Origin of the sequence: Bradyrhizobium cosmicum, assembly GCF_007290395.2 — a bacterium.
GTDB lineage: Bacteria > Pseudomonadota > Alphaproteobacteria > Rhizobiales > Xanthobacteraceae > Bradyrhizobium > Bradyrhizobium cosmicum.
Genome location: NZ_CP041656.2, coordinates 5729347 through 5753131, shown reverse-complemented (window position 1 = coordinate 5753131; position 23785 = coordinate 5729347). Strand labels below are relative to the sequence as shown.

23 protein-coding genes and 1 pseudogene are annotated in these 23785 nt (G+C 64.7%); 10 read left to right on the top strand and 14 right to left on the bottom strand.

What is annotated here, in order from left to right; all coding sequences use genetic code 11:
• Positions 1–124: 124 nt before the first annotated feature.
• Positions 125–906, bottom strand: a pseudogene (locus FNV92_RS27580) (IS5 family transposase).
• Between the two features lie 122 nt (positions 907–1028).
• On the opposite strand from FNV92_RS27580, the gene FNV92_RS27575 reads away from it, so the two are divergent.
• The gene (locus FNV92_RS27575) at positions 1029–1247 is read left to right on the top strand and encodes a hypothetical protein (protein WP_143843755.1); all 219 of its coding nucleotides are present in this window, start codon (positions 1029–1031) and stop codon (positions 1245–1247) included.
• A gap of 168 nt (positions 1248–1415) precedes the next feature.
• Here FNV92_RS27575 and FNV92_RS27570 read toward each other — a convergent pair whose 3' ends face one another.
• Complete coding sequence (locus tag FNV92_RS27570; RefSeq protein ID WP_015687991.1) at positions 1416–1718, bottom strand: antibiotic biosynthesis monooxygenase family protein; 303 nt, start codon at positions 1716–1718, stop codon at positions 1416–1418.
• Between the two features lie 324 nt (positions 1719–2042).
• Here FNV92_RS27570 and FNV92_RS27565 point away from each other — a divergent pair, with 324 nt between their 5' ends.
• Positions 2043–2435, top strand: a complete 393-nt coding sequence (locus FNV92_RS27565; protein ID WP_143843756.1) for a hypothetical protein — start codon at positions 2043–2045, stop codon at positions 2433–2435.
• 99 nt (positions 2436–2534) lie between these two features.
• Here the strand turns inward: FNV92_RS27565 and FNV92_RS27560 are convergent, their stop codons facing one another.
• Entirely contained in the window at positions 2535–3446 is a 912-nt protein-coding gene (locus FNV92_RS27560; protein ID WP_244623628.1) for a hypothetical protein, read from the bottom strand.
• A 95-nt stretch (positions 3447–3541) separates the two neighbouring features.
• On the opposite strand from FNV92_RS27560, the gene FNV92_RS27555 reads away from it, so the two are divergent.
• Positions 3542–4687, top strand: coding sequence for a c-type cytochrome (locus FNV92_RS27555; RefSeq protein WP_244623629.1), 1146 nt, complete (start codon positions 3542–3544; stop codon positions 4685–4687).
• A 147-nt stretch (positions 4688–4834) separates the two neighbouring features.
• On the opposite strand, the gene FNV92_RS27550 is transcribed toward FNV92_RS27555, so the two are convergent.
• Both FNV92_RS27550 and FNV92_RS27545 read right to left on the bottom strand, forming a co-directional pair.
• On the bottom strand, positions 4835–5401 hold the full coding sequence (locus tag FNV92_RS27550) for a SlyX family protein (protein ID WP_143843758.1): 567 nt from the start codon (positions 5399–5401) through the stop codon (positions 4835–4837).
• A gap of 90 nt (positions 5402–5491) precedes the next feature.
• A complete protein-coding gene (locus tag FNV92_RS27545; RefSeq protein WP_015687985.1) occupies positions 5492–6403 on the bottom strand; it encodes a LysR family transcriptional regulator in 912 nt (303 codons plus the stop codon).
• Between the two features lie 102 nt (positions 6404–6505).
• On the opposite strand from FNV92_RS27545, the gene FNV92_RS27540 reads away from it, so the two are divergent.
• The 6 genes from FNV92_RS27540 to FNV92_RS27515 all read left to right on the top strand — a co-directional run bounded on the left by FNV92_RS27540 (position 6506) and on the right by FNV92_RS27515 (position 14734).
• Positions 6506–7744, top strand: a complete 1239-nt coding sequence (locus FNV92_RS27540) for an NAD(P)/FAD-dependent oxidoreductase (RefSeq protein WP_143843759.1) — start codon at positions 6506–6508, stop codon at positions 7742–7744.
• Positions 7741–9369 (top strand): hydantoinase/oxoprolinase family protein, encoded by a 1629-nt coding sequence (locus tag FNV92_RS27535; RefSeq protein WP_143843760.1) that lies wholly within the window; start codon positions 7741–7743, stop codon positions 9367–9369. The genes FNV92_RS27540 and FNV92_RS27535 overlap by 4 nt, the downstream gene beginning before the upstream one ends.
• Entirely contained in the window at positions 9369–11003 is a 1635-nt protein-coding gene (locus tag FNV92_RS27530; protein ID WP_244623630.1) for a hydantoinase B/oxoprolinase family protein, read from the top strand. Before FNV92_RS27535 ends, FNV92_RS27530 begins: the two co-directional genes overlap by 1 nt.
• Positions 11000–11986, top strand: a complete 987-nt coding sequence (locus FNV92_RS27525; RefSeq protein WP_143843762.1) for a Bug family tripartite tricarboxylate transporter substrate binding protein — start codon at positions 11000–11002, stop codon at positions 11984–11986. Before FNV92_RS27530 ends, FNV92_RS27525 begins: the two co-directional genes overlap by 4 nt.
• 305 nt (positions 11987–12291) lie before the next feature.
• Complete coding sequence (locus FNV92_RS27520) at positions 12292–14325, top strand: methyl-accepting chemotaxis protein (RefSeq protein WP_244623631.1); 2034 nt, start codon at positions 12292–12294, stop codon at positions 14323–14325.
• Between the two features lie 67 nt (positions 14326–14392).
• On the top strand, positions 14393–14734 hold the full coding sequence (locus tag FNV92_RS27515; RefSeq protein ID WP_143843763.1) for a hypothetical protein: 342 nt from the start codon (positions 14393–14395) through the stop codon (positions 14732–14734).
• On the opposite strand, the gene mdoH is transcribed toward FNV92_RS27515, so the two are convergent.
• The 9 genes from mdoH to FNV92_RS27470 form a co-directional block, all read right to left on the bottom strand.
• Entirely contained in the window at positions 14729–16888 is a 2160-nt protein-coding gene (mdoH, locus tag FNV92_RS27510; RefSeq protein ID WP_168213540.1) for a glucans biosynthesis glucosyltransferase MdoH, read from the bottom strand. The genes FNV92_RS27515 and mdoH overlap by 6 nt on opposite strands.
• Complete coding sequence (locus FNV92_RS27505; protein ID WP_143843765.1) at positions 16876–18387, bottom strand: glucan biosynthesis protein G; 1512 nt, start codon at positions 18385–18387, stop codon at positions 16876–16878. Before FNV92_RS27505 ends, mdoH begins: the two co-directional genes overlap by 13 nt.
• Positions 18388–18528: 141 nt before the next feature.
• Positions 18529–19176 carry an Isoquinoline 1-oxidoreductase subunit gene (locus FNV92_RS27500; protein ID WP_143843766.1) on the bottom strand — a complete coding sequence of 216 codons (648 nt, stop codon included), beginning with the start codon at positions 19174–19176 and terminating at the stop codon, positions 18529–18531.
• A gap of 63 nt (positions 19177–19239) precedes the next feature.
• Positions 19240–19449: a DUF2158 domain-containing protein gene (locus tag FNV92_RS27495; protein ID WP_015687973.1), complete on the bottom strand. Its 210-nt coding sequence runs from the start codon at positions 19447–19449 to the stop codon at positions 19240–19242.
• A 351-nt stretch (positions 19450–19800) separates the two neighbouring features.
• Entirely contained in the window at positions 19801–20541 is a 741-nt protein-coding gene (locus FNV92_RS27490; protein ID WP_015687972.1) for an HAD family hydrolase, read from the bottom strand.
• Positions 20532–21419, bottom strand: a complete 888-nt coding sequence (gene hemF / locus FNV92_RS27485; RefSeq protein ID WP_186355528.1) for an oxygen-dependent coproporphyrinogen oxidase — start codon at positions 21417–21419, stop codon at positions 20532–20534. The genes FNV92_RS27490 and hemF overlap by 10 nt, the downstream gene beginning before the upstream one ends.
• A gap of 16 nt (positions 21420–21435) precedes the next feature.
• Positions 21436–21801: a 6-pyruvoyl trahydropterin synthase family protein gene (locus tag FNV92_RS27480; RefSeq protein WP_015687970.1), complete on the bottom strand. Its 366-nt coding sequence runs from the start codon at positions 21799–21801 to the stop codon at positions 21436–21438.
• Between the two features lie 17 nt (positions 21802–21818).
• Complete coding sequence (queE, locus tag FNV92_RS27475) at positions 21819–22451, bottom strand: 7-carboxy-7-deazaguanine synthase (RefSeq protein WP_143843767.1); 633 nt, start codon at positions 22449–22451, stop codon at positions 21819–21821.
• Between the two features lie 19 nt (positions 22452–22470).
• A complete protein-coding gene (locus tag FNV92_RS27470; protein WP_143843768.1) occupies positions 22471–22929 on the bottom strand; it encodes a tRNA (cytidine(34)-2'-O)-methyltransferase in 459 nt (152 codons plus the stop codon).
• 278 nt (positions 22930–23207) lie between these two features.
• On the opposite strand from FNV92_RS27470, the gene petA reads away from it, so the two are divergent.
• Entirely contained in the window at positions 23208–23738 is a 531-nt protein-coding gene (gene petA, locus FNV92_RS27465; RefSeq protein ID WP_041748489.1) for a ubiquinol-cytochrome c reductase iron-sulfur subunit, read from the top strand.
• Positions 23739–23785 lie beyond the last annotated feature (47 nt).

Sequence of the window (23785 nt, the reverse complement as noted above, 5' to 3'; positions counted from 1 at the left end):
CCCGCGCTTGGAAAACCTTGCGCATATGTCCTCGCGACCGAAACATCGGCGCGGGCAGGCGGAAAACATCGGTGGCTCGCCGGCCGCCATGAGGCGGCCGCGAAATCAAGCTGGGGCTTTTGATCTAGGCGGCGTGGACAAATTTGAGCCAGTATCTGGCGGTGGCGAGATGGACCATGCCGAGGAAGCTGTTGGCCAATTGATCGTAGCGGGTGGCGATGGCGCGATTGATCTTGAGGTGGCCGAACATGCGCTCGATGCGGTTGCGCTGTTTGTAGAGCGTCCGGTCATGCTCGATCTTCACGCGACGGTTTGATCGGCCGGGAATGACAGCTTTGATCTTCCGTTCGGAAAGGTCGGTCCGGATGGCGTCCGCATCGTAGCCCTTGTCTGCAAGCAACGCGTCGGGCGTTTTCTCGGGCAGGCCGATCAGAGCATCATACGCCTTGCAGTCTGCCGCCTCACCGACGGTCAGGTGGAAGGCGAGCGGCCGCCCGAGGGCGTCAGTCAGGCAGTGAAGCTTACTGGTGAACCCGCCGCGCGAGCGGCCAAGAGCGCGTCGATGAGCCCCCCTTTTCCGCCCGCTGCCGAGACATGGGCGCGGACTGTGGTGCTGTCGATGCTGTAGTGACCGCTGTCCGCCATGATCTCGGCCAACGTCACTGCCACGGTCTCCCAGACCCCGGCTTCGCTCCATCGTCGGAATCGGCGATAGATGGTGTTCCAGCTCCCATATTTGGGCGGCACGTCGCGCCATGGAGCACCGCACCGAAGTCGCCAGAGTATGCCGTTGACGATAGAGCGGTTCTGCTCGGGAGGACGTCCTCGACCACGGTTCGCAGGCCCGATGGGTAGCAAGTCTTTCAGGATGCGCCATTCCGCTTCAGTGAGATCGCCCCGACTCAAGCCTGCCTCCAAAAAGCAGCCTTGAATCAACCCACTGGCTCCACGTCAATCGCCTTGGCCGATCGCCATCACTTACAGCGGAATTTATGGCGCATCGGGCCCGCAGGCGATAAGCTCGTACTATGGGCACGCTAAAACTCGAAGATCGCACGATAGAATATCAGTGGGCGTCGGATGTAGACTTCGACGGCATACGCCTGGAGGTGCTCTCAGACGAAGGGAATGAACTCTTTGACGTCAGCATCACAGATGATGGTCACATCGCCATCAACACGTTTGGCAAGGAAGTGCCCGCGGACCTGATCGAAGCCGCCGTCGAGATCGCCCGCCGCCCGCGATAGGCTCGTGCCCAGCAAATTTGTCCACGCCGCCTAGGACGTGTCCTCCATAAACCCGCGCTGCACCTCGTATGAGGTCCGCTGTGCCTCTGATAGCGGCGCATTTGGCGCGCTCGCCCTAGGTCCGAATTGGGCCAACAGCGGAAGTTCGATTCGCGCGCGGGGCGAGGCCTACCTATCAATGGGCGAGAATGTGCGCACGACCTCATACATGCCCGGCTCAAATTTCGCGATCGTGAGCGCCTCTTCGAGAAAGGGTAGCGGTCCAGGATCCTGGCGCATGGACTCATAGTCTTCCGCGCTGCGCCACTGCGCATACATGGTCACCTTCGTGCCGTCGAGGCTCCGATGAAGGGTCGAGGAAACAAAGCCAGGTGCCCGGCTGACGAATTCATCGGTCGCGCGCGCAAGCAAATCGAGGAGCCGGTTCTGGTTGGCTGGATCTACCGTGAAGACATTTATTAGGCTGATCATACGGCTCGGTCCTCTCCTTTGTTGCCTGATGCCTTGCCTATCACGAAGGGGGGAGTTCCAATAGGACCGTCACCATTTCAGCCTCGCGCCGGATCGACCGCCCGAGGTCGTTGCTGGACGCAAATGACGCGCCCCTGAGAGAACACTATCAAACCAAAGGTAGGCCGCACCGGGTCAAGGCCATTGATGCCCGTTGCGGGTCAGAAGCGCCGGTTTGAAAGGCGCCCTGTCACTTCCGGTGTGCCCCGATCACTGACCATATCAGAGCCAACCCGGACTTCGCCATCGGGCCAGAAGCTGACGTATTGAGTGTTGCCTGCTACAATGACAATTGAGGGCGACATAGTTCATCGTTTGATGATCGTGAGGCAAGGCGTGTGGGCAGAAATCTCAAAAGCGTCGTTCATTTCTATTCCGATAGTCGGAACTCTATCCGGGCTGCTGAGCATGCGAACGGCCTATTCGACATACAAGTTGGTCGGAGCCCGCTTCGACGGCGCGAACTTTCCATGGTTCTACACCGTGTTGCAAAGCCGTTGGTACGCGAAGCAATTTTGGGGACAGGACGATATTGCTAATGGGCTTCCTGATGACCTGAAGACGACGGTCACTCGCGCGAGAGCCCAGATTAACTACGGAATGGCCGTAGTGATTCTGTGGGCCATCTTCGCTCTCTGCGTCGGTGCTACAGCAGCCCATTTCGGGATCGGCACATAGGCGATACGCGCTGTCCGCTCGGGGTCACAAGCCGCCGATCCGCGCAAGGCGGCAGACTTCCGCTCTGCCTTCGTAGGCCGACGTTTAAGAGTACACGCCCTAGGACGAGTGACTGGCTGTCACCGTGAGATCAGGCAGGGGCGTCGTGCCGCTATCCTTGTGGGACTTGGCCCACCGGTTCATCGCGACGACATTGACCGCGTCGTGCAGATACATCCCCACGGCCAGTCCGCGGTCGTAGCCGGCCCAAAAGCGCGGCAGGATGAGGATGCTGCGACCACCCTGCCCGGTGATCCTGACCAATCCAGCCTTTTCCGCATCCTTCATCAGGTTGCGGACATGGGTTCGGGAGACGCCGAAGCGATCCGCGGCTTCCATGTAGGGGACCGCCGCGTTCGGATCGGCCGCATCCATTGCAGCCTTCAGCACCGCGTTCTGGATGAGCGGTCCCGCTGCGTGCATGAAAAACAGCATGGTGTCCGGCAGCGTCATCATCAGGCGGGCGGACACGGCGTTGAATGGCAAACATTCACGGCAGTGCAGGGCGTGAAATGCGTGATCGCGCGACAGCACCGGGCTGTAATCATGATCGGGGAACAGCGTCGCAAGCGGGACGTAGTGCGTTGCCAGCCATTCGGCGTGATGTGCGCGCAGCTTGTGCGTGGACGCAAGTAGCCGAACGCGCCCGTCGCCGGGCGCTGCATGCTGCTCCAGAAATCCAACCTCGCGCAAGCGAGCGACGAGATGATCCACTTGCCGGCCACTCGCATAGCCGTAAACGGAGAGTTGCTGCTTCAGCGCAGCCACTGTGAACCAGGTCTCGCGTCGCGATAAATCCTGCGCGGCCTCGAGCACCGCCACGCTATGAAAGACGAGAAATCGTCCGGCCTGAAGCAGCAGACGAACCAGAAAAGGGTCGCCCTGGTAGAGGCCGACGAAGCTGTCCAGATAGGCGTGACGCGCTTCCGGCAGGCGGGGATGGTTCAAAATCTCGTCGAAGCTCAGCCGCAATCGGCCACCGACAAGGCGCTCGAGTTCGTCACGTTCCACGGCCGCCCCTCAGCTAGAGCCTCCGGAGAACCTATTGGCTTGCCGCGATCCACGCAATGTTTTCCGCGAACCATGCCGGCGATTGCGCCTATCTTGCGGACAAGTCAGCCCAACCGGTCGCCTTTGGTTTTCAAAGCGCGATGGCTGCTCGACTCGGGAGACCCGGGTCATCGTCATTGTTCATCGCCATTCTGTTCGATCCATTTGAAGAGAGAGCCATTGCCGTGAATTTGCCCGCGCTGATGCTATCGATCACAGTCATCTTCATTGCACCGTCTGCTTTTGCGCAGCAAACCAACGCCGCCTCTCCGTCTGAGGGATTTCCGGCTTGGGCGTTCCTGTGGGACCCGTCCGTCAAGGTGCCCCCGCCGGACGACAAACCCAACCAACTCGCCGGCAGCAACGCCTCCTTCAGTTGGAAGCAGGCGAGAGATCTTTTCCTTGCGCTGGATTGGCATCCGGATGACCACCCGGCCATGCCGGAGATCGTTGCCACCGGGCGCAAGCCGGACGTCCGCGCCTGCGGAGCTTGCCATCGCGTCGAGGGTACTGGTGGTCCTGAAGGTGCGAGTCTGGCGGGGTTGCCGGTGGACTATCTGGTCCAGCAACTCGCCGACTTCAAAAGTGGCGCCCGAAAGATGTCGGGGCCGGAGAGACCGCCCAAAACCATGGTGGCCTCGGCCAAGGCCATGACCGATGCCGAGATGCACGCCGCGGCAGAGTATTTTGCCGGGCTGAAGCCCAGGCGTTTGATCAAGGTCGTCGAAAGCGAGATCATTCCCAGGACCGGGCCATCTCGCATGTTTTACGTCAAGAGCCCGGAGGGCGGCTCCGAAGCGCTCGGCGAGCGCATTGTCGAGATGCCGGACAACGCAGATCAGTTCGAGCTTCGTGACTCACGAGCGACCTTCACGGCGTATGTGCCGGTCGGAAGCCTGGCGAAGGGAGAAACACTCGCGAAGACCGGCGGGGCGGGCACCACCGTTGCCTGTGCCGGCTGCCACGGATCCGATCTGAGAGGTGCTGGCGAGATTCCATCAATTGCAGGACGATCGCCGACCTACATCGTGCGACAGCTTCATGAATTCCAGACCGGGGGACGCGCCGCAAGCGCGAGCGCTCCGATGAAGCCGACCGTGGAAAAGCTGTCCGCGAACGACATGATCGCGCTGGCCGCCTATGTGGCATCGCTGGCGCCATGACGAGAGCGCCTTCTTGCTCCTGCTGGTCTCGCCGGTTAGGGCACCGGCGGCATGGTGCCGCTGGTGCTGGTGCCGCTGATCGTGCTCGCCTGCGCCGGCGATGATCTCGGCTGCAGCGCGGCAGCTGATAGGGTCGATGATCGCGGCTCAGCGCACAGGCGTATCGGGCGTCGGGGGCAACGGCGCTCCTCCGACCGAGATCGGACCCGTCGGGGTCGCTGCGCGCGGCGGCTTCTTTTGCTTCGGGACGACGCGCGCTGCCGGAGCTGGCGCGACGGGAGGCACTGAAGCCGATGGCCTCGCGACAGTGGGTCCGGGAAAAGGAGACGGTGCGACCGGTGGCTGCGGGGCCGGGCTCTTCAGAGCGTCAATTTTCGAACTGAGCTCGGCAAGTTGACTGACGATTGCCTTCAACTGCTCCTGTTGGTCGGCGATAGTCCTGTCGATCGCCGCCAGATCGTCGGCTGTCTTCTGTTGCGCGGCGAGCAGGTCGGTCATGACCGCGCTGTCATTGGCGCCTGCGTCAGCTTCCGCGGCCGCGCGCCCCGCGGACGGAATGAAAAATCCCGGGTTCAGCCAGGCATAAGCCGCCGCTGCGGCTGCGAGTGCCAGGACAACGGCCACGAAGAGCGCGAACGGCCATCGGCGGCGAGGCGGGGGAAGAAACGGCGGTGGGTCCACGACCGGCCAACTCGGAGGCGATTCGATGCTCATCCGAACGTCCTAGTCAGCCTTTTGGCCCAACGCAATTGGCGCGTGGGCGATCGGCATTGCACTGTTCGCCCGCAATTCGCGGGCACGGCTTCATCCATCGCTGCGGGCCGCGCTGCGCAGCAGCTTGACGAACGCCTCCGCGGGCGGCGAGAGCACGAGTCCCCGCCGTTGATAGATATAGTAGCGGCGGCGGATTTCCGGCGCGCGCAGCTTGATGAAACGCACGTCGAAATTCGGCGCGAACAGCCGTCCGTAGTCGGGAACGGCGGCGAGGCCGGTCCCGACGCCGACCAGCGCCAGGGCGGTGGTGAGATATTTGACCTCGGCGGCGGTCTGCATCGACAGCGAGCTGTCATGCGCATGCAGCAGGCTCTCCAGGTGCCGGTTGAACTCGCTGGAATAGATCACCCAGCGCTCGTCGCGCAGCTTTTTCCACGAGACGGCGCGTTGCTGCGCCAGCGGATGCTTGGCCGAGCAGACCACCCGGATCGGCACGTCCATCAGGAACGTGCTGGTGACATCCTCGCCGGTGGCGCGCTCCGGGCCGACGCCCAGCTCCGCCTCGCCCCGGCGCACGATGCTCACCACCTCGTCCGCCATCGCGTCGGTCACGCGCAGGCCGACATCCGGATGAGCCCGCTCGAATTCGCCCAGCACGGCCGCCACCCACGTGCAGGCCAGCATCTGCGGCGCAACCACGCGGAGCAGGCCGGTGCGAAGCGAGCGAAGGTCCGAAGCGCCCTCCGCGATCTGTTGCACATCGTCCAGGATGCGGCGCGCCAGCGGAAGCAATTGCTCGCCGGCGGCGGTCAACAGCACCGCCGCGCCGCGGTCGAACAGCTTTAGCCCGAGCGTCTCCTCGAGCTGCTGAACCAGCATGCTGACGGCCGACTGCGTCAGGTTGATCTGCCGCGCCGCCGCCGTGAAGCTGCCCGCGCGAGCGACCGCGGCAAAGGCGCGCATCTGGCGCAGGCTGAGAGTGGAGAGAACGGGGGGCCGCATCACATATCCTCGCGCGAATGGACCGCTTATCAGAAAACCTGATGATCGTATGAAAAGAATTGGCTTGTGTGATGGGGGAATTATTTTTCACAATTCCCTCCCATGCATATTGTCGTCATAGGAACCGGAATCGTCGGCGCTTGCACCGCGGCCTGGCTGCAGCGCGACGGCCATGCGGTGACGTTCGTCGATCCGCTGGAGGCGGGCGAGGCCTGCTCGTTCGGCAATGCCGGCTCGCTGTCGCCCAGCGCCTGCCTGCCGGTGGGCATGCCCGGCATGTGGAAGAAGGTCCCGCGCTGGCTGCTCGATCCCCTGGGACCGTTGACGGTGCGCTGGTCCTATGCGCCGCTGGTGGCGCCGTGGCTGCTGCGCATGCTCAGTCATTCGTCACGCGAAGAGGTGACGCGTATCGCCACCGTGCTGCGTTCGCTGCTGGCGCCGATCTTCGACTGCTACGATCCGCTGCTCGCCCATGCCGATGCAAGCGAACTGGTGCGACGCAGCGGCTGCCTCTACGTCTTTTCCTCGCGCGAGACGGCGGCGCAGTGGGCCTGGGGCATGAACCTGCGGCGATCGCTGGGCGTGCGGATGCAGGACGTCGAACAGGACGAGCTGGAAAGCCTTGAGCCCGACCTGAAGGGACGTTTTCGCTTCGGAATTCTGGCGCCCGACAACGGCTCGACGTCCGACCCGTCCGCCCTCGTCAAGGCGATCTACAATCGCTGCATCGCCGACGGCGCGCGTCACGTCCGGGACCGCGTCCGCGGTTTCGAGCGTCAGGGCCGGCGCGTCACCGCAGTGCTGCTGGAGCGCGGCGAGCCGCTGGCGGCGGATGGCGTGGTGGTCGCGGCCGGTGCCTGGTCGGGCGCGTTGGCGGCTCAGCTCGGCAGCCCGGTGATGCTGGAGACCCAGCGCGGTTACCATGTCACCGTGCAGAGCTCGAACCTCGCGCTGCGCCACACCGTGATGGCGGTGGAGCACAATCTGATGGTCAACCCGATGGCCATGGGCCTTCGGCTGGCCGGCACGGTGGAATTCGCCGGCCTGAAAGCGCCGCCCAACATGGCGCGCGCCGACGCTCTGCTGCGTCAGGGACAGCAGCTGTTCCCGCACCTGGACACATCGTCCGTCACGCGCTGGATGGGCCATCGTCCCTGTCATCCCGACAGTCTGCCCGTGGTTGGCCCAGTGCGCGCGGCCGACAACGCCTGGCTGGCCTTCGGACACGGCCACATGGGCATGTGCATGGGTGCGGCGACCGGCCGCGAGATCGCGCATCTGGTCGCCGGACGTCCGACGCAGGTGGACCTGACGCCGTTTTCGCCGGAGCGATTCCGTTGAACGCGTCCTGGTCGCTCGCCGTGGACATGGGGGGCACCTTCGTCGATGCAGTGGCCCTGCGCAGCGACGGGCACATCACCGCGCTCAAACATCCGCGCGCCGGACGCCGGCTGGCGGAGCCGGTCGTCGAGGCGCTCGATCTGCTCTGCGCGCAGTCCGGCATCGGGCCCAGTGACATCGACCGCGTGGTGCACGGCTCCACTGTCATCACCAATCTGCTGCTGGAGTTGAACGAGCCGCCGGTGGCCCTCGTGCTGACGCGCGGCATGCGCGACGTGCCGGTCCTGGCGCGCCAGGACCGCAAGGAATTGTATGAGCCGGTGATCGCGCCGGCTCTGCCGGAAGCCAAGCTGTTTCCCGAACCGCTGCGCTTCGAGATAAGCGGGCGGATCGATGCCGGCGGACGTGAGGTCGAGCCGCTCGACCTGTCGGCCGTGGAGGCCATTGCCGATGCGGTGGTTGCAGCCGGCGTGCGCGCGCTGGCGATCGGTCTCTTATTCTCGCACCGCAATCCCGCGCATGAGCGCGCGCTGCGGGCTGCGCTGCAGACGCGCCTTCCGGACATTTACATCTCCCTGTCCAGCGAGGTCGATCCGCAACCGCGCGAGTTCGAGCGCTGGCTGACCACGGCGCTGGATGCCTATGCCAAGCCGCTGGCCGCGGATTATCTGCACGCCTTGGCCGAGGCCCTGACGGTGCGCGGCCTGCCGGCACTGCGCCTGATGCGATCGGCCGGCGGCACCGCGCCCTGGCGCGATCTTGCCGAGCAGCCGATCGGACTCGCGATGTCCGGTCCCTGCGCGGCGCTGCAGGGCGTGGCGGCCTGCCTCGGCGCTTCCGCTCCCGGTCCTGCGATCATTCTGGACATCGGCGGCACCAGCGCCGACATCAGCATCCTCCTGGACGGCAGGCCGACCTTCACCGATGCGCTGGACTGCGGCGGCTTGCCGGTCCGCCAGCGCTGCGCGGATATCACCTCGATCGGCATCGGCGGCGGCAGCGTGGTGTCGGTGCTGCCGGGCGGCGCGCTGCGCCTCGGTCCGCGCTCGCAAGGCGCCTGGCCCGGGCCGGCCGCCTTTGGTCTCGGCGGTGACTTGCCGACGTTGAGCGATGCGCTGTGCGTGCTGGATCGCTTGCCGCCCCAATTGGCCGGCGGGATGGTGCTGGACCGCGCCGCCGCGGAGCGCGCGCTCGGCGATGTCGCCGGTGGGCTCGGCCTATCGGTGGCTCGAACAGCCGAGGCCGTTGTGAGCGCGGCCGCCGCGGGGATGGCGGAAGCGCTCAAGACTCACGCCTTCCAGCGTAATCTCGATCCGGCGGACGCGGTGCTCGTCGCCATCGGCGGCGGCGGCGCGCAGCATGCGGCCGAGATCGCCGAACTCGCCGGCATGCGCCGCGTGCTGGTGATGCCGCATGCCGGCGTGATGGCGGCGCTGGGCATGCTCTGCAGTCCTGGCGAGGGCGACGTCCGCCTGGCGGCGAACGAAAGCCCGTGGGAGCAGCTGCCGCCGCAAGGCGAGGGCCCGTACGCGTTGTTCACGCCGATGACCTCCGCCTTTGTGCCGCCGGGCTGGTCGTGGCGGCTCACGCCGGATCAAATGCTGACGCTGGAGGCGAGGGCTTGATGCCGCGCGCGGGCGACGTTGCACCCGATCCGGCGATCGCGCTCCGCATGGAGCCGCTGCGTCTGGCGCTGCAGGGCACGGCCGACCGCATGCAGCACGGCATGATGCGTGCCGCGGTGTCGTCCATCGCCCGCGAGAGCGGCGACTGTGCTGCGGCGTTGTTCCTGCCGGACGGACGCTTGCTTGCGCAGGCGCGCTCGCTGCCGCTGTTGCTGGGATCGCTGATTCCGGCCGTTTCAGGCGTGCTCGCGCGCTTTCCGCTCCACACGATGTCCGAGGGTGACGCCTATCTGCTCAACGACCCCTGGTCCGGCGGCACGCATTTGCCGGACCTCGTCCTGGTGCATCCGGTTTTCAACGACGGCGAAGTGATTGCGTTGGCTGCGGCCAATCTGCACCATCAGGATGTCGGCGGCATGGCCGCAGGCTCGATCCCGCCGGACGCCACCGAAATATACCAGGAGGGCCTGCGCCTGCCGCCGGTGCGCTGGCGCAGCGCCGACGGTTTGCTGTCAGACATCGACGCCATCCTGGCCGCCAATTCGCGCACGCCAGACAATTTGCGCGGCGACCTCGAGGCGCAGTGGACGGCGCTGACGCAAGGCGCGCGCGAACTGAGGCAGCTCGCGCGTCACACCGGCCCGCGTTTCCCCGAGGTATGCGAAGCCCTGATCGCGCAGACCGAACGCATGACCCGCGCGGCGCTCAGCGCCGCGCCCGATGGCGAATGGACCTGGCGCGATCAGCTCGATGGCGACGGCGTCGATACCGCGCCGGTGGCCATCGTCGTGAGCCTGCGCAAGCAGGGTGATGCGCTGGTGATCGACTTCGAGGGCAGCGCGCCACAGGTGCGCGGACCGCTCAACGCCTCGCCGGCGGCGATGCTGTCGGCCGCTCTGTTCTTCATGCGCACGCTGGCGCCGGAGGCACCCAACAATGCCGGTTGTCTCGCGCCGCTCACGCTGAAGCTTCCGCCCGGCAGCCTGGTCAATCCGGCGCTGCCGGCGGCGGTCAATGCGCGCACGGCGACCGTGAAGCTGGCCTGCAACGCCATTCTCGGTGCCTGGTCGCAGTCGGCCAGCGGGACGGGCGTGGCGCCGCATGCCGGCGTGGCCACCGTGCTCGCGCTCAGCGGCACGCGGACGGACGGGCGGCGCTGGATGTTCACCGAGATCATCGCCAGCGGCGCCGGCGCCAGCATCCATGCGCCCGGCCGCGCCGGGGTCTCCACCGACGTCGGCAACGCGCGCAATACGCCGGTCGAGGTGATCGAAGCCGAAGCGCCGCTGCGGGTGGAATGTTACGAGATCCGCCGCGGCAGCGGCGGCGCCGGCCTGCAATGCGGCGGCGACGGCGTACGGCGAGCCTATCGCTTGCTCGAAGGGCAGGGCTGGATCGCCTACCGCGGCGAGCGCCATGTCGGCCGTGCGCGCGGTGCGAGAGGCGGCGGGGCCGGCGCAAATTCAGTGGCCCGGGTCTTGCGTGTGTACGGGGCCATCGAGCACTTGCCTGCGCGCGCCCGCATCGCGTGGTCCGCCGGCGACCTGCTGATCATCGAAACCGCCGGCGGGGGCGGCTGGGGGCATCTCGCCCCCGCTGAATCCGCCAACCCATTCGCAAGGAGTTGCCCATGATCCGTTTCCCGATTTCGCGCCGCGCGACGCTGGCGCTCGCCAGCCTCGCGATGCTGCTGCCTGTGCCGGGGCATGCGCAGGCAACCTACCCGAACAAGGCGATTCACATCGTCGTGCCGTTCGCACCCGGCGGCAGCACCGACGTGCTGGCGCGGCGTCTGGGCGACAAGCTCGCCGCCGCCTGGGGCCAGCCGGTCGTGGTCGACAATCGCCCCGGCGCCGGCGGCGCCCTGGGCGCCGACTTCGTGGCCAAATCCGCACCCGACGGCTACACTCTGCTGGCGGGCGTCACCGGCAGCAACGCCATCGCGCAGGCGCTGTATCCCAAATTGCCCTACGACGTGATCAAGGACTTCGCGCCGCTGACGATGATGGTGAGCGCGCCGCTGGTGCTGGCCGTCAATCCCGACGTGCAGGCGAAGACGCCGGCCGAGTTTCTCGCTTTGGCCAAGTCGAAGCCGGACGCTTTGAGCTTCGGCTCGGCCGGCAACGGCACCTCGATGCATCTCACCGGCGAGATGTACAAGCAGGTGACCGGTGTCTCGATGGTGCACGTTCCCTACCGCGGCAGCGCTGCCATGCTCACCGACCTCATGGGCGGCCAGATCCAGGTCACGTTCGGCGACGTGCTGGTGCTGATGCCGCAGATCCAGGCCGGAAAGGTTCGCGCGCTGGCCGTCACCTCGAAGACCAGGCATCCCCTGCTGCCCGATGTGCCGACGCTGGACGAAACGGGATTGAAGGGTTTCGAGGCGCTGTCATGGCAAGGCCTGTTTGCGCCGGCCGGCACCCCGCCCGAGATCGTCGAAAAGCTGAGCGCGGAAGTGAACAAGGCCATGCAGTCTCCCGACATCAAGGACTACTTTGCTGCGCAAGGCTTCATCATCCAGGGCTCGACTCCCGAAGCCTTCAAGGCCTTCGTCGCGAGCGAGGTCGAGAAGTGGACGCCGATCGTGAAGAATTCGGGCGCGCAGGTGAATTGACCTGGTGCGGGCGGCGCGCTGCGGCGAAGCGCGATTGCGGCGTATCGCCGCGCCGTATCGGCCGTTAACGAATGCGGAAAAAAGGGAATGCTGATTTTCGATAAACGTGTGGTGCAGGGATACGGCGCCTATCGATAACCGGCAAGACTGCGACCAGAAATCGCGCGCCGCTTTCTTCGGGATTTGATCCGGATCAATTCTTCCTCCGTAGTTGCACGGCCGTCTGCGTTAACGGCCACCGGTCCGAGGGGACATATGTTGAGGTGGAAAGTCTCCACCCGTCTTTTTCGTCAGGATCGATTTCAATGATCAAGATCAACCGCATTGGTTACAAGCTTGGCGCCGTCGGAATTTTGGGCGTCGTGCTCGCGGGCGGAATGCTCGTCAATCAGATGCTGTCCGAAGCGTCGATCACGCGGTCGAACCGGCGCGCCGACGCCCAGGAGACGATTGCCAGTCATTCGCTGCGGGCCGATGTCGGGCTGCGGAGAATGCAGCTGGCGGTCCGCGACATCCGCTTGTCGACGACTCCCGCCGACGTGGAGAAGTACGGAAAGGCACTCGACGAAGCGTATGCCAGGACAAGGAAGGAGCTGGGGATTGCGCTCGAACGCGTCGTCCGGCCCGAGAACAAGGAACGATTGGTCAATATCGACTCGCTCGCCGCACAATACCACAAGGCCGCCTCGGAGCTTGCCGGCACGCAGACGAAGATCTTCGCCATCCTGCAAAAGCGGAATGGTCTCAGCACCGACTGGGCCAAGGCGATGGACAATGCGATGGCGTCGCCCGCGCTGGCTGGTGCGGCGAACCGGTTCGAGATCGAGAGGACGCTCATGGAAGCGGATTCCATGTTCAACGCAATGCGTGCGGCCACTTGGCGTTTTGCCGCGACCGGCGAAGAGAACCAGAAGAAGACGATTGAGGCGCGCGGCGTGCGACTGACCGGTGCGCTCGGAAAGGCGACGAAGATTGCTTCCGACTCGAAGGAGCTGTTGGCCTTCGTCGATGCCCTGTCGGCGGACGCCAAGGGCTTCGCGGCGGCAACGACTGAGGCTCTCCAACTGGAGGCCGTCAAGAAGGATCTGGCAGAGGTCCAGACGCTTCCCCGCGCCAATCAGGCCGTCGAGCTGATGCGAACCGCGGTGGATACCGCCGAGAAACTGGCTGCGGACGCGAAAGAGCAGGCGGCCGCGGAACTCGTGCAAGCGAACCGCATCGCGTTTGCTGCTGCAACTGCCGTCATCCTCTCCCTGATCGGTGCGGTGATCTTCACCTTCGTCGGCGTCGCCCGGCCGCTGACGCGGCTGAACGGCGCTCTGGCGAGGCTGGCTGGTGGCGAATTGAATGTCGAGATCCCCGGGTCGAGCCGCGGCGACGAAGTCGGCGACATCGCCAAGACGGTCGTGGTGATCAGCCGCAATGCCGAGCAGAAGGCGCGCGAGGAAGCCGAGGCCCAGGCCCGGCAGGAGCAGGCGGCCGCGCAGCGGCGCAAGGCCGACATGATCAAGATGGCCGACGACTTCGAGGGCGCAATCGGCGAAATCGTCGATACCGTATCCTCTGCGTCGACGGAGCTGGAGGCATCCGCAGCCACGCTGACGACGACGGCGGAACGTGCCCAGGAACTGACGACGGCGGTGGCTGCGGCCTCGGAAGAAGCTTCGACCAACGTCCAGTCGGTTGCATCCGCGACCGAAGAGCTCACCAGTTCTGTGGTCGAAATCAGCCGTCAGGTCCAGGACTCGGCGCGGATGGCCAATGAGGCGGTCGAACAGGCGCGCAGAACGAACGATCGGGTGTCGGAATTGTCGCGGGCAGCTTCGAGGATCGGGGATGTCGTCGAGCTGATCAACACCATCGCGGGCCAGACCAACCTGCTGGCGCTGAATGCCACCATCGAGGCCGCGAGAGCCGGCGAGGCAGGGCGTGGTTTTGCAGTCGTGGCTTCCGAGGTCAAAGCTCTCGCAGAGCAGACCGCCAAGGCGACCGGCGAGATCGGCCAGCAGATCGACGGCATCCAGCGCGCCACGCAGGACTCCGTTGGCGCCATCAAGGAGATCAGCGGGACCATCGAAAAGCTCTCGGAGATTTCCGCGACGATCGCCTCGGCTGTCGAAGAGCAGGGCGCCGCAACCCAGGAAATCTCACGCAACGTGCAGCAGGCCGCCGTGGGTACCCAGGAGGTGTCGTCGAACATCGTCAGTGTTCAGCAGGGGGCCACCGAAACTGGATCGGCGTCGACCCAGGTGTTTGCCGCCGCGAAGTCGCTGTCGGGCGACAGCAACCGGCTCAAGCTCGAGGTCGGCAAATTCCTGAACACGGTTCGCGCCGCATGACCCTCTAGTTTGGCCCGGCTCGCCGCAATCGAGCCGGGCCGAAAGATTGTTTCGACGAGGTTGGAATATGGGCGAAGTGATACCTTTTCTGGTTCACGGCGTTTCTCATCAGGCATCCAAGGACGAGGCTTTGGTGGATGCCACGATCGAAGTGCTCGGAACCAACGCGAAACTTGCACAGGCGGTCCAGGATCTGGCGGACGTCTTCGTTCGCCTGGATGGCGCCATTGCGGAGAATCCCGTCAATGCCTGCGTCCGCCGGCCCATCGATGCCATCGTCGAGCAGGATCGGCAGAAGCTTCTGCTCAACATGCGCGATTTGCTGGAAAGCATTTCAGAATATACCGGCGGCGTGAGGGACAGGATGCGATGCGCCATTGAAGGCCGGGCTGACTCAACTCGGCTATGAGGTCACGGCGTTTCGCTGTGGCGCGCCCGGAGGCAACTCGAGAACCTGTTTGAGCAGTCCGGGATGGCCGAGAACTGCGTGCAATTCCGATCTGTCGAGCCAGGCAGCGGCATCCTCCAGGCTTTCGCATTGCTCGACCTTGGCGGTTGCGGTCGCCAGAGGCACGTCGATCGGACCAAACCTGCGCGGGCTGGCAAGCGAAAGCGAGTCCAGATGCTCGACCAGCAATTCAGGATCCCGGCCGAGCTGGCGGAGAGCCCCGGTCATGTCGGTGCGCTCCGATGCGGCGAGCTCGTTCGCGCGCAGCACCACCGCAGGCGGGCTGTTGGTTTCCGGCGTGGCAAAGACCCCGGGCGCGCTTAGCCGCGACGACGTTATGATTCCCAGCGGGATCGAAAGCAGCAGCCCCAGCAACACCGGCGACATCCAGAGCAGCAGAGGCAAGGAGACTGCATAGGTGCAGAGCGACAGGGCGAGGCCGCACAGCGTCGGCCCGGCGAGCTTTCGATAGACTTCGCCGCGGGCAGGCTGTCCATCGCCTCTGCGCTGCACTTGCCAGCCTGCGTCCCGGCCAGCGAGAATTTCCACGACGGCCTTGGTCTGGAGGATCATCATGCTGGGAGCAAGCAAAGCCGCCACGAACGTCTCGCAAACGACTCCTGCCAGAGCACGAAAGCTTCCTGCAAACCCGCGCCGCTCGTCGCGATTGCTGACCAGAACCAGATAAGCCAGCAGCTTCGGCAGGATCAGAAGCCCCATGGTCGCGGCAAAGACCCAGGCCGCAAGCACCGGGTCCTGCTGCGGCCAGGTGGGAAACAGACTGAAGCCCTTCGGAAAGTATTCGGGCCGGATGAAGTGCGCCTGCAGCGAGATGAGCAGACCGAGCAGCAGGAACAGAAGCCAGAGCGGCGCCGTCACGTAGGAGCCGATGCCGGTGAGCAGATGCAGCCTCGAGACCCAGTGCAGCCCGCGCGCCGGCAGGACCGCGAGATGCTGCAGGTTTCCCTGGCACCAGCGGCGGTCTCTCCCCGCAAAGTCCAGCAGCGACGGCGGGACCTCTTCGAAGCTGCCGCGAACCGCCGGGACCATGTAGATCGCCCAGCCGGCGCGGCGCATCAACGCGGCCTCGACAAAATCATGGCTGAGAATGTGTCCTCCGAACGGTTTGCGACCGCGCAGTTCAGGCAGGCCGGCCTCCGCAGCGAAGGCCTGTATCCGGATGATGGCGTTGTGGCCCCAATAGTTGCTGTCGCCGCCGTGCCACCAGGCATTGCCCGCCGTGATGAGGGGGCCGTACACGCGCCCCGAAAATTGCTGCAGCCTGCTGAACAGGGTGCGCGCGTTGACGATGACGGGCTGCGTCTGGATCAGCGCGCAAGTAGGGTGGCGTTCCATCGCGTGGACGATGCGAACGATCGTGTCGGCCTCCATGAGGCTGTCGGCATCGAGGACGATCATGTGATCATAGGCCGCGCCAAACCTTGTGACCCAGTCGGCGATGTTGCCGGACTTGCGCGCGGTATTGTCGGAACGATGCCGGTAGTACAGCCGATCTCCGCCGCAGGCGCGGCGCAGCTCGATGAAGGCCATCTCTTCGCTGATCCAGATATCCGGGTCGGTCGTATCGCTCAGCAAGAACCAGTCGAACTGTGCGCCATATCCGGTGGCTTCGACGGATTCATACATTGCGCGCAGCCGGGCCATCACATGATGCGGGTCCTCGTTATAGGTCGGCAGCAGCATGGCGGTGCGCGTGGTGATGGAGGGGAGCGGGCCTGTCGTGTCGATCGGCAGGCTGACCTGTCCGCGCGTCAGGAGCACGAAGAATCCGGCAAGGGCGGACATGAACGAAAACGCGACCCAAGCGAGCAGCACGAGGAACAGACCGAGCAGCAGCGCCTCGAGAAAGGTCACGCCGCCGACCTTCACGACGTCGTACATGCCGTAGCCGCCTGCAAGCGTCAGCAAGCCCGTACCGACAAAGATGAAGAGACGGCGAACCGTCAGGCTGGCGCTTGTCAGCGTGTGCGATTGCCTGACGTCGGCCGCGCGGTCCAACCGGCACGGCAGCATCGACAGCGGGCTTTCCTGCGGCAGAAACGGGCGGGCGGGGGTGCCTGGAAGCGGCGCCTGCGACTGCTTCAGGGCGTCCATCGATAGATCCATACCTCGGAGACCGGCGCATCGTTCTGCGCAAGGAACGCGCGCAGCTCGATCGAGGCCTGCCCCTTGACCGCGCATTGGAAGCTGAGACGCCATCCGCCGGTCACGGGATTGGGTTGCGTGACGATGTTGCTGATGTCAGCTTTCTCAGCGGTCACCATCCCTTTGATGGCCTTGGGATCGATACCTTTGAGGCGGTCGCCCATCAGTTCCAGAACGAACAGCTTGCTGTCATCTCCGCGGCTGCCGATTCCCGTTCGCGTGAATCGCGCGAGCGCGTCGGCCTTCGGCGCGTCCGGCCCCCAGTGCAGGCGATAGGTGAAGATGTGCTCGCTCTTCGCCGTCAGGGGCTGCTTCGGCTGCCAAAGCGCCGCGATATTGTCGTGGACCTCCTCCTTGGTCGGTATCTCGAACAGTTTCACCGCGCCTTCGCCCCAATCGCCGATCGGCTCGAACCAGAGGCTTGGGCGTGTTTCGAAACTGGATTCCAGATCCTGATAAGCGAGATAGTTTCTTTCCCGCTGCATGAGGCCGAAGCCGCCCGGATTGACATCACCAAAGCTGCTGACCTGCAGATCGTGCGGATTGTTGAGCGGTCGCCAGAGCTGCTCGCCTCTGCCGTTGAAGATCGAAAGTCCGTCCGAGTCGTGAACCGAGGGACGAAAATCGTCGAAGTCCTTTCGGTCGTTCGGACCGAAGAAGAACATGCTGGTCATCGGCGCAAGCCCGGCATGTGCGACATCGACCCGCGGATAGAGCGCCATCTCGACGTCGAAGACCGTGGTCTGGCCGGGTCGAATGGTGAAACGGTAGCTTGCTGCCGCGCTCTTGCTGTCGAGCAGTGCGTGAACCACCATCGAGGAGGCATTCTGCGCCGGCTTCTCCAGCCAGAATGCCTTGAACACCGGAAACTCTTCGCCTTTGCTTTCACCGGTATCGATCGCGAGCCCCCGCGCGGACAGGCCATAGGTCTGTCCTTTCGCAACGGCCCGGAAGTAGCTCGCACCAAGGAATACGCAAAGTTCGTCGTAATAATCGGGTTTGTTGATCGGGGTATGGATACGGAAGCCGGCGAACCCGAGGTCCGCATCCGGCCATTGCCCGAGCCCTTCGCCAAACGAAAAGTCAGCGCGCCGATACGAGACCGGTGTGACGCTCCGGTTTGCCACCTGGAAGATGTCGACCCTGTTCTTGTAGAAGAAGCCGCGGTGGAAGAACTGCACCTCGAACGGCAATTTCTCGTCACGCCACAGCGCCTTTTCGGGGGCGAACCGAATGGACCGGTATTGGTCGTAGTCGAGATTCTTCAATGCATCCGGAAGCTTCTCGTCCGGAGCCACGAACGGCTTGGTCGCAAGCGCGCGCGCCAGCTCCCGCACGGTGGCTGGGCTGAAGGGCGTTGCATCGGCGGCTTGGGCGTCCGCAGCCCGCGGCAGTAGAGCTGCGGCTGACACTGCAGCCGATGCGCGAAGAAGGTCTCGGCGGTTCACGCACGCGTCTCCCAGTTTTGGAACGGATGGAAACGACTGATGTTCGCGGGAGTTCCATCGCGCGGCCCGGCCGTCGACATCCAGCGAGGTCCGCCGCTGTGCGCCGTTATGGTCGGCGCGACGTCCGGATATCTGCCGGCGTCAGCGGGGGCACTCGGCGCCGCTATCGATCCAGGCCTGCACCAGTTCGCCCGCCGCCTTCTGGCTGCCCGGAGCCGGCTTGCGGCCTTCGCCCGGATTCCAGCCCCACGCGACGAGATCGTCCTTGGCGATGTGTTCCTGCAGCGCGGCGAGGTCACGACCGCCATTGCGCTGGACGTCCTTCAACTGGCGGCAAATGTCGCCCAACGACTTGCCTTCCCACGCCATGGACAGCGGCGCGAAGCCCCATCGCGGATGACCGGGAATGCTTCGATAGGTGGCTGCTTCGTGAAGCGGGAAGTTCTTTCCGCTATGGCAGCCGGAGCAACTGACCTCCAAATGCCCCGTCTCGCCACGCCATATGGGCGGTACATGCTCGTGGCTATCGTCGCCCTGCAACGGATGATCGCCGGCCGGGTGGCAATTCATGCAACGCGGATTGGTGAGCACCTTGCCGATTTCTTCGAACAGCGCGCGCGAGCGATCGGCTTGATTTGAAATCGACGAAAACTCAGCGGCGTTCCGCAGTGTCGTGGAAGCAGATGACGGGTCCGCACCGCCCGGGCGAGAGCCAGCTAGCGCCGCGACAAGCGCGATCATCGCAAGGCTTCCGGCCCGAACGGCGAATTGAGGCGTGCGGAGGATCATGACATCCTAATCGACGCCTCTTGTTTTGGTTCCCGCGCTTCCAGGATGAGGTCCTGGCCGCGCCTATTCCTCGTCTTCGTCGTCTTCTTCATCCTCGTCGTCCTCGTCCAACTCTTCGAGTTGCTCGAGCACGGCGAGCGGCAGTGTCTCGCGAAACAGATCGCCTTCGACGCCCATCCAGATACAGACCGCGTCGTCGCCCTTCACTTCGGCGACGGTGAGCGGCTGGCCGCCGGATTTCAGCATGACGATATCGCCGGCTTTTAGTTCCATGGATGGTCCTTTCGGGTTGATTGACGAGAGACGCTAGCAGGCCGGCATGACATGCCGATCACGAACTGCGGGATCAGTGGATGTGATGCGGCAGCGCGCATCCGCTGTCAGGCTGTTGAAACACCAATGAAAGAGCTTCATGCCGGGAGCGGGACCATGGCGGAGGCGATGGCGCCTGCGCGATGGGTTGCGCAGGGGCTTATCCGTCCCATGCGCCGCGATGATGGCAATATGCACCTGTTTTGCCCGACGCGTCAAATGATTTCGTAAAATCAGCAATCGCGCCTGCGTTCGTGGCAAGCTGTTGAAATTGCAGCAGCCGGCTACTGTGCATGGGGTTGTTTTCGCGATCTAGCCCGGCACCAGCTCGGTCAGCGAGCGTATGATGCGGTCGGGTTTGACCGTCGAGCCCTCGGGCAGGCCGTCGCCATGCACGTCGATCCAGATCGAATAGATGCCGAGGCGCTGCGGCGTCACGACTTCCCATTCCAGATTGTCGCCGATCATCCAGGTGTCCTCGGCGGTGACGCCGAGCGCGTCCATCGCGTGCAGATAGGCGCGCTCCTCGGGCTTGCCGAAGCCGTGCTCGCCCTCGATCTGGATGTGGTGGAAGCGGTGCGCGAGCTCGAAGCGCTCGACCTTGGCGCGCTGAGTATCGGCGGCGCCGTTGGTGACGAGCGCAAGCTTGATGCCGAGCGCCTTCAATCGGTCGATCGCCTCGTGCGCGCCGGGGAAGACGAACATCTCCTCCTCGCGATAGGTGGTGAAGCGATCGGCGAGGCGGATGGCAAGATCGTCGGGCAGGGCGCGATGGCCGGCGGCGGCAAGCGCGGCAAAGCCGCCCTTGACCGTGAGGTGCCGGGCTTCGGCGAGCTTGAGCCGCCAGGAGGCGTCCGCATTGGCCCAGAAGTTCTTTGCGAACGCCAGCACGGTGGATGCGACCTGTTGCGGCGGCAGCGGCGCGAGCTCTTCGGCAAACTCCTGCGCGATCGTGTTCCAGGCGATCTCGGGCCGGCCATAGGCCGACAGGATGGTGTCGTCCATGTCGATCAGCATCGCGCGGGGCAATGGCTTGATTGCGCTCATGGCCATTTCACCTCCGGCGGCAGCGACGACAGGATCGAGTCCACATTGCCGCCGGTCTTAAGCCCGAAGATGGTGCCGCGGTCGTAGAGCAGGTTGAATTCGACATAGCGTCCGCGGCGGATCAATTGCTCCTCGCGATCGTCGGCAGTCCAGGCGCTCGCGAAATTGCGCCTGACGATGTCGGGGTAGACATTGAGGAAGGCGCGGCCGACATCCTGGGTGAAAGCGAGGTCGGCGTCCCAGTCGCCGCTGTCGTGCCAGTCGTAGAAGATCCCGCCGATGCCGCGCGCCTCTTTCCGGTGCGGCAGATAGAAATATTCGTCGCACCACTTCTTGTACTTGTCGTAGTCGGCAACGCCGTTCGGCTGGTCGCAGGCCGCTTTCATCGCGGCGTGGAAGGCGAGCGTGTCGGTATCGTCCTGCGTGCGCCGGCGGTCCAGCACCGGCGTCAGGTCGGCGCCGCCACCGAACCAGGCCTTGGTGGTGACGACGAAGCGCGTGTTCATGTGCACGGCCGGTACGTGCGGATTGCGCATGTGGGCGATCAGCGAGATGCCGGAGGCCCAGAAGCGCGGATCGTCGGCGGCGCCCGGAATCTGGGCGCGAAACTCGGGCGCGAACTCGCCGTGCACGGTCGAGCAGTGCACGCCGACCTTCTCGAACAGGCGGCCCGACATCATCGACATCACGCCGCCGCCGCCGGCCGCGCCGCTGTGATCGGTGCGTTGCCACGGCGTGCGTTTGAAGCGGCCGGCCTCGCCGGCATAGAGGCTGTGCGGCGCGTCGTCCTCCAGCCGCTCGAAGCTGGCGCAGATGTCGTCGCGCAGGGATTCGAACCAGGCGCGGGCGCGCGTCTTGCGGTCGTCGATCAAGCTCGGGTCCATCGTCGATGCCATGCGGTTAGCCCTGCGGACCGTAATAGGTGCAGCTCTCGTTGCAACTGTCGCGGTGGATGCTGACGCGGGTCAGCTTGCCGATATGTTGCAGCCGCTCCCAGACGAAGCGCGACAGGTTTTCCAGCGTCGGCTTGCCGAGCGCTTCGATCTTGTTGAGGAACTTGTGGTCGAGCGACAGCCGCACGTCCTCGATCGCGCGCTGGACGAGGCCGAGATCGACCACCATGCCGGTCGCAGGGTCCGGCGTGCCGCGCAAGGTCACTTCGGCGCGGAAGGAGTGGCCGTGGATCTCTTCGCTGGCCGCACCGAACGTCGTGCCCGACAATGAATGCGCCGCCTCGAAGCGGAACGATTTCGTCAATTCCCACATCTGTTCGAAAACCAATCCTATCTGATGCCGAGCGATTTATGCGTCTGCACGCTGAGCCGCCATTGCGGATGGCGCAGGCAATAGTCGATCGCAAGTGCGGTGTTCTGGGCGGCCTCGGGGCCATCCATCGGTTGCAGCGAGAAGCGCTCGAAGGCGAGGCCTTCGAAGGCCTCGGGCGCGGCGAGCGTCTGCGGATACACCAGCTTCAGCTCGTGACCGTGGCGCAGCACGAGCTCGCTGCCGCCCTTGGGGCTGACGCAGATCCAGTCGAGCCCCTCCGGCGGCGCGATGGTGCCATTGGTCTCGACGCCGATCTCGAAGCCACGCGCATGGAGCGCGTCGACCAGGGCGGCGTCGACCTGCAGCAGCGGCTCGCCGCCGGTCAGCACCACGTAGCGGTTGTCGCCCTTGGCGGTCCATTGCGCGGCGATGGTGTCGGCAAGCTCCGCGGCGGAAGCATAGCGGTCGCCGAGCGTGCCGTCGGTGCCGACGAAATCCGTGTCGCAGAACTTGCAGGTCGCCGCTAGGCGGTCGGCCTCGCGCCCGCTCCAGAGATTGCAGCCGGCGAAACGGCAGAACACCGACGCGCGCCCGGCATGGGCGCCTTCGCCTTGCAGGGTCAGGAAGATTTCCTTGACCGCGTAACTCAATCGTCTCTCCTCAGCCTTATCAAACTTGCGGGTTCCGGAGCTGCCGCAGCGCCTCGCCTGCGGCCATCGCCGCGGTCATGGCGACATTGAGCGACCGCAGCCCCGGCGTGATCGGGATCACCAGCCGCGCATCGGCGGCCTCGACCACAGCCTCGGTGACGCCGGCGCTCTCGCGCCCGAATAGCAGGATGTCCGAGCTCTGGTAATGAAAATCGCGGTAATCGGTGGCTGCCTTGGTGGTGAACAGCAGCAGCCGGTAGCCCTGTGCCGCGCGCCAGTCCTCGAATCTCGGCCAGGAATCGTGGCGGGTCACGCTGACATGGTCGAGGTAGTCCATTCCCGCCCGGCGGAACAGGCGGTCGGAGAAGGGGAAGCCCGCCGGCTCGATGATATGGGCGGCCATGCCCAGGCAGGCGCAAAGCCTGAGAATCGTGCCGGTGTTCTGGGCGATGTCGGGTTGGAAAAGTGCGATCTGCATGGGGGGCGGGCGGGTTGTTGAGCGCGGGAAATGTCTCAATAAAACATCGCCGGCGCGGGAATTCGTGCATTGCACGTCTCCCCGCCGTTAGCGGGCTTGCGCTCGCCCGGCAAGGGTGCCAATAGAACGATTCTGGACTGCTGTTTTCGCCTTGTTTTGGCGGGGACACGCGAAGTTCTGCCGCCGCGGGGGGCCGCGGGCGCCGGCAGCCTGTTCTGGGGACCTTGGGGGCCTCCGGAGCGGTTCCACCGGTAGCATAAGAAGAAAGGGTTGGAATCGTGACGACAGCGTCTTCGGCGGACCATCCGACACGCCGTGATTTCTTATTCGTTGCAACCGGGGCAGCTGCAGCAGTAGGGGGCGCGGCTGCGCTCTGGCCCTTTATCTCCCAAATGAATCCTGATGCGTCGACCATCGCCGCCGGTGCGCCGATCGAGGTCGATCTCAGCCCGGTCGCCGAGGGGCAGGACATCAAGGTGTTCTGGCGCGGCAAGCCGATCTACATCAGCCACCGCACCAAGAAGCAGATCGACGAGGCGCGCGCCGTCAACGTGGCGAGCCTGCCCGATCCGCAGAGCGACGAGGCCCGGGTCAAGTCCGGCCACGAGCAGTGGCTGGTCGTGATCGGCATCTGCACCCATCTCGGCTGCATCCCGATCGCTCATGAGGGCAATTACGACGGGTTCTTCTGCCCCTGCCATGGTTCGCAGTACGATTCGTCCGGCCGTATCCGCCAGGGGCCCGCGCCCGCGAACCTGCCGGTGCCGCCGTACACTTTCGTTTCCGACACCAAAATCCAGATCGGCTGAGCTTCGGACCCGCGTCCGAAGCTTCGCGCCGTCTCGTCGTATAATTT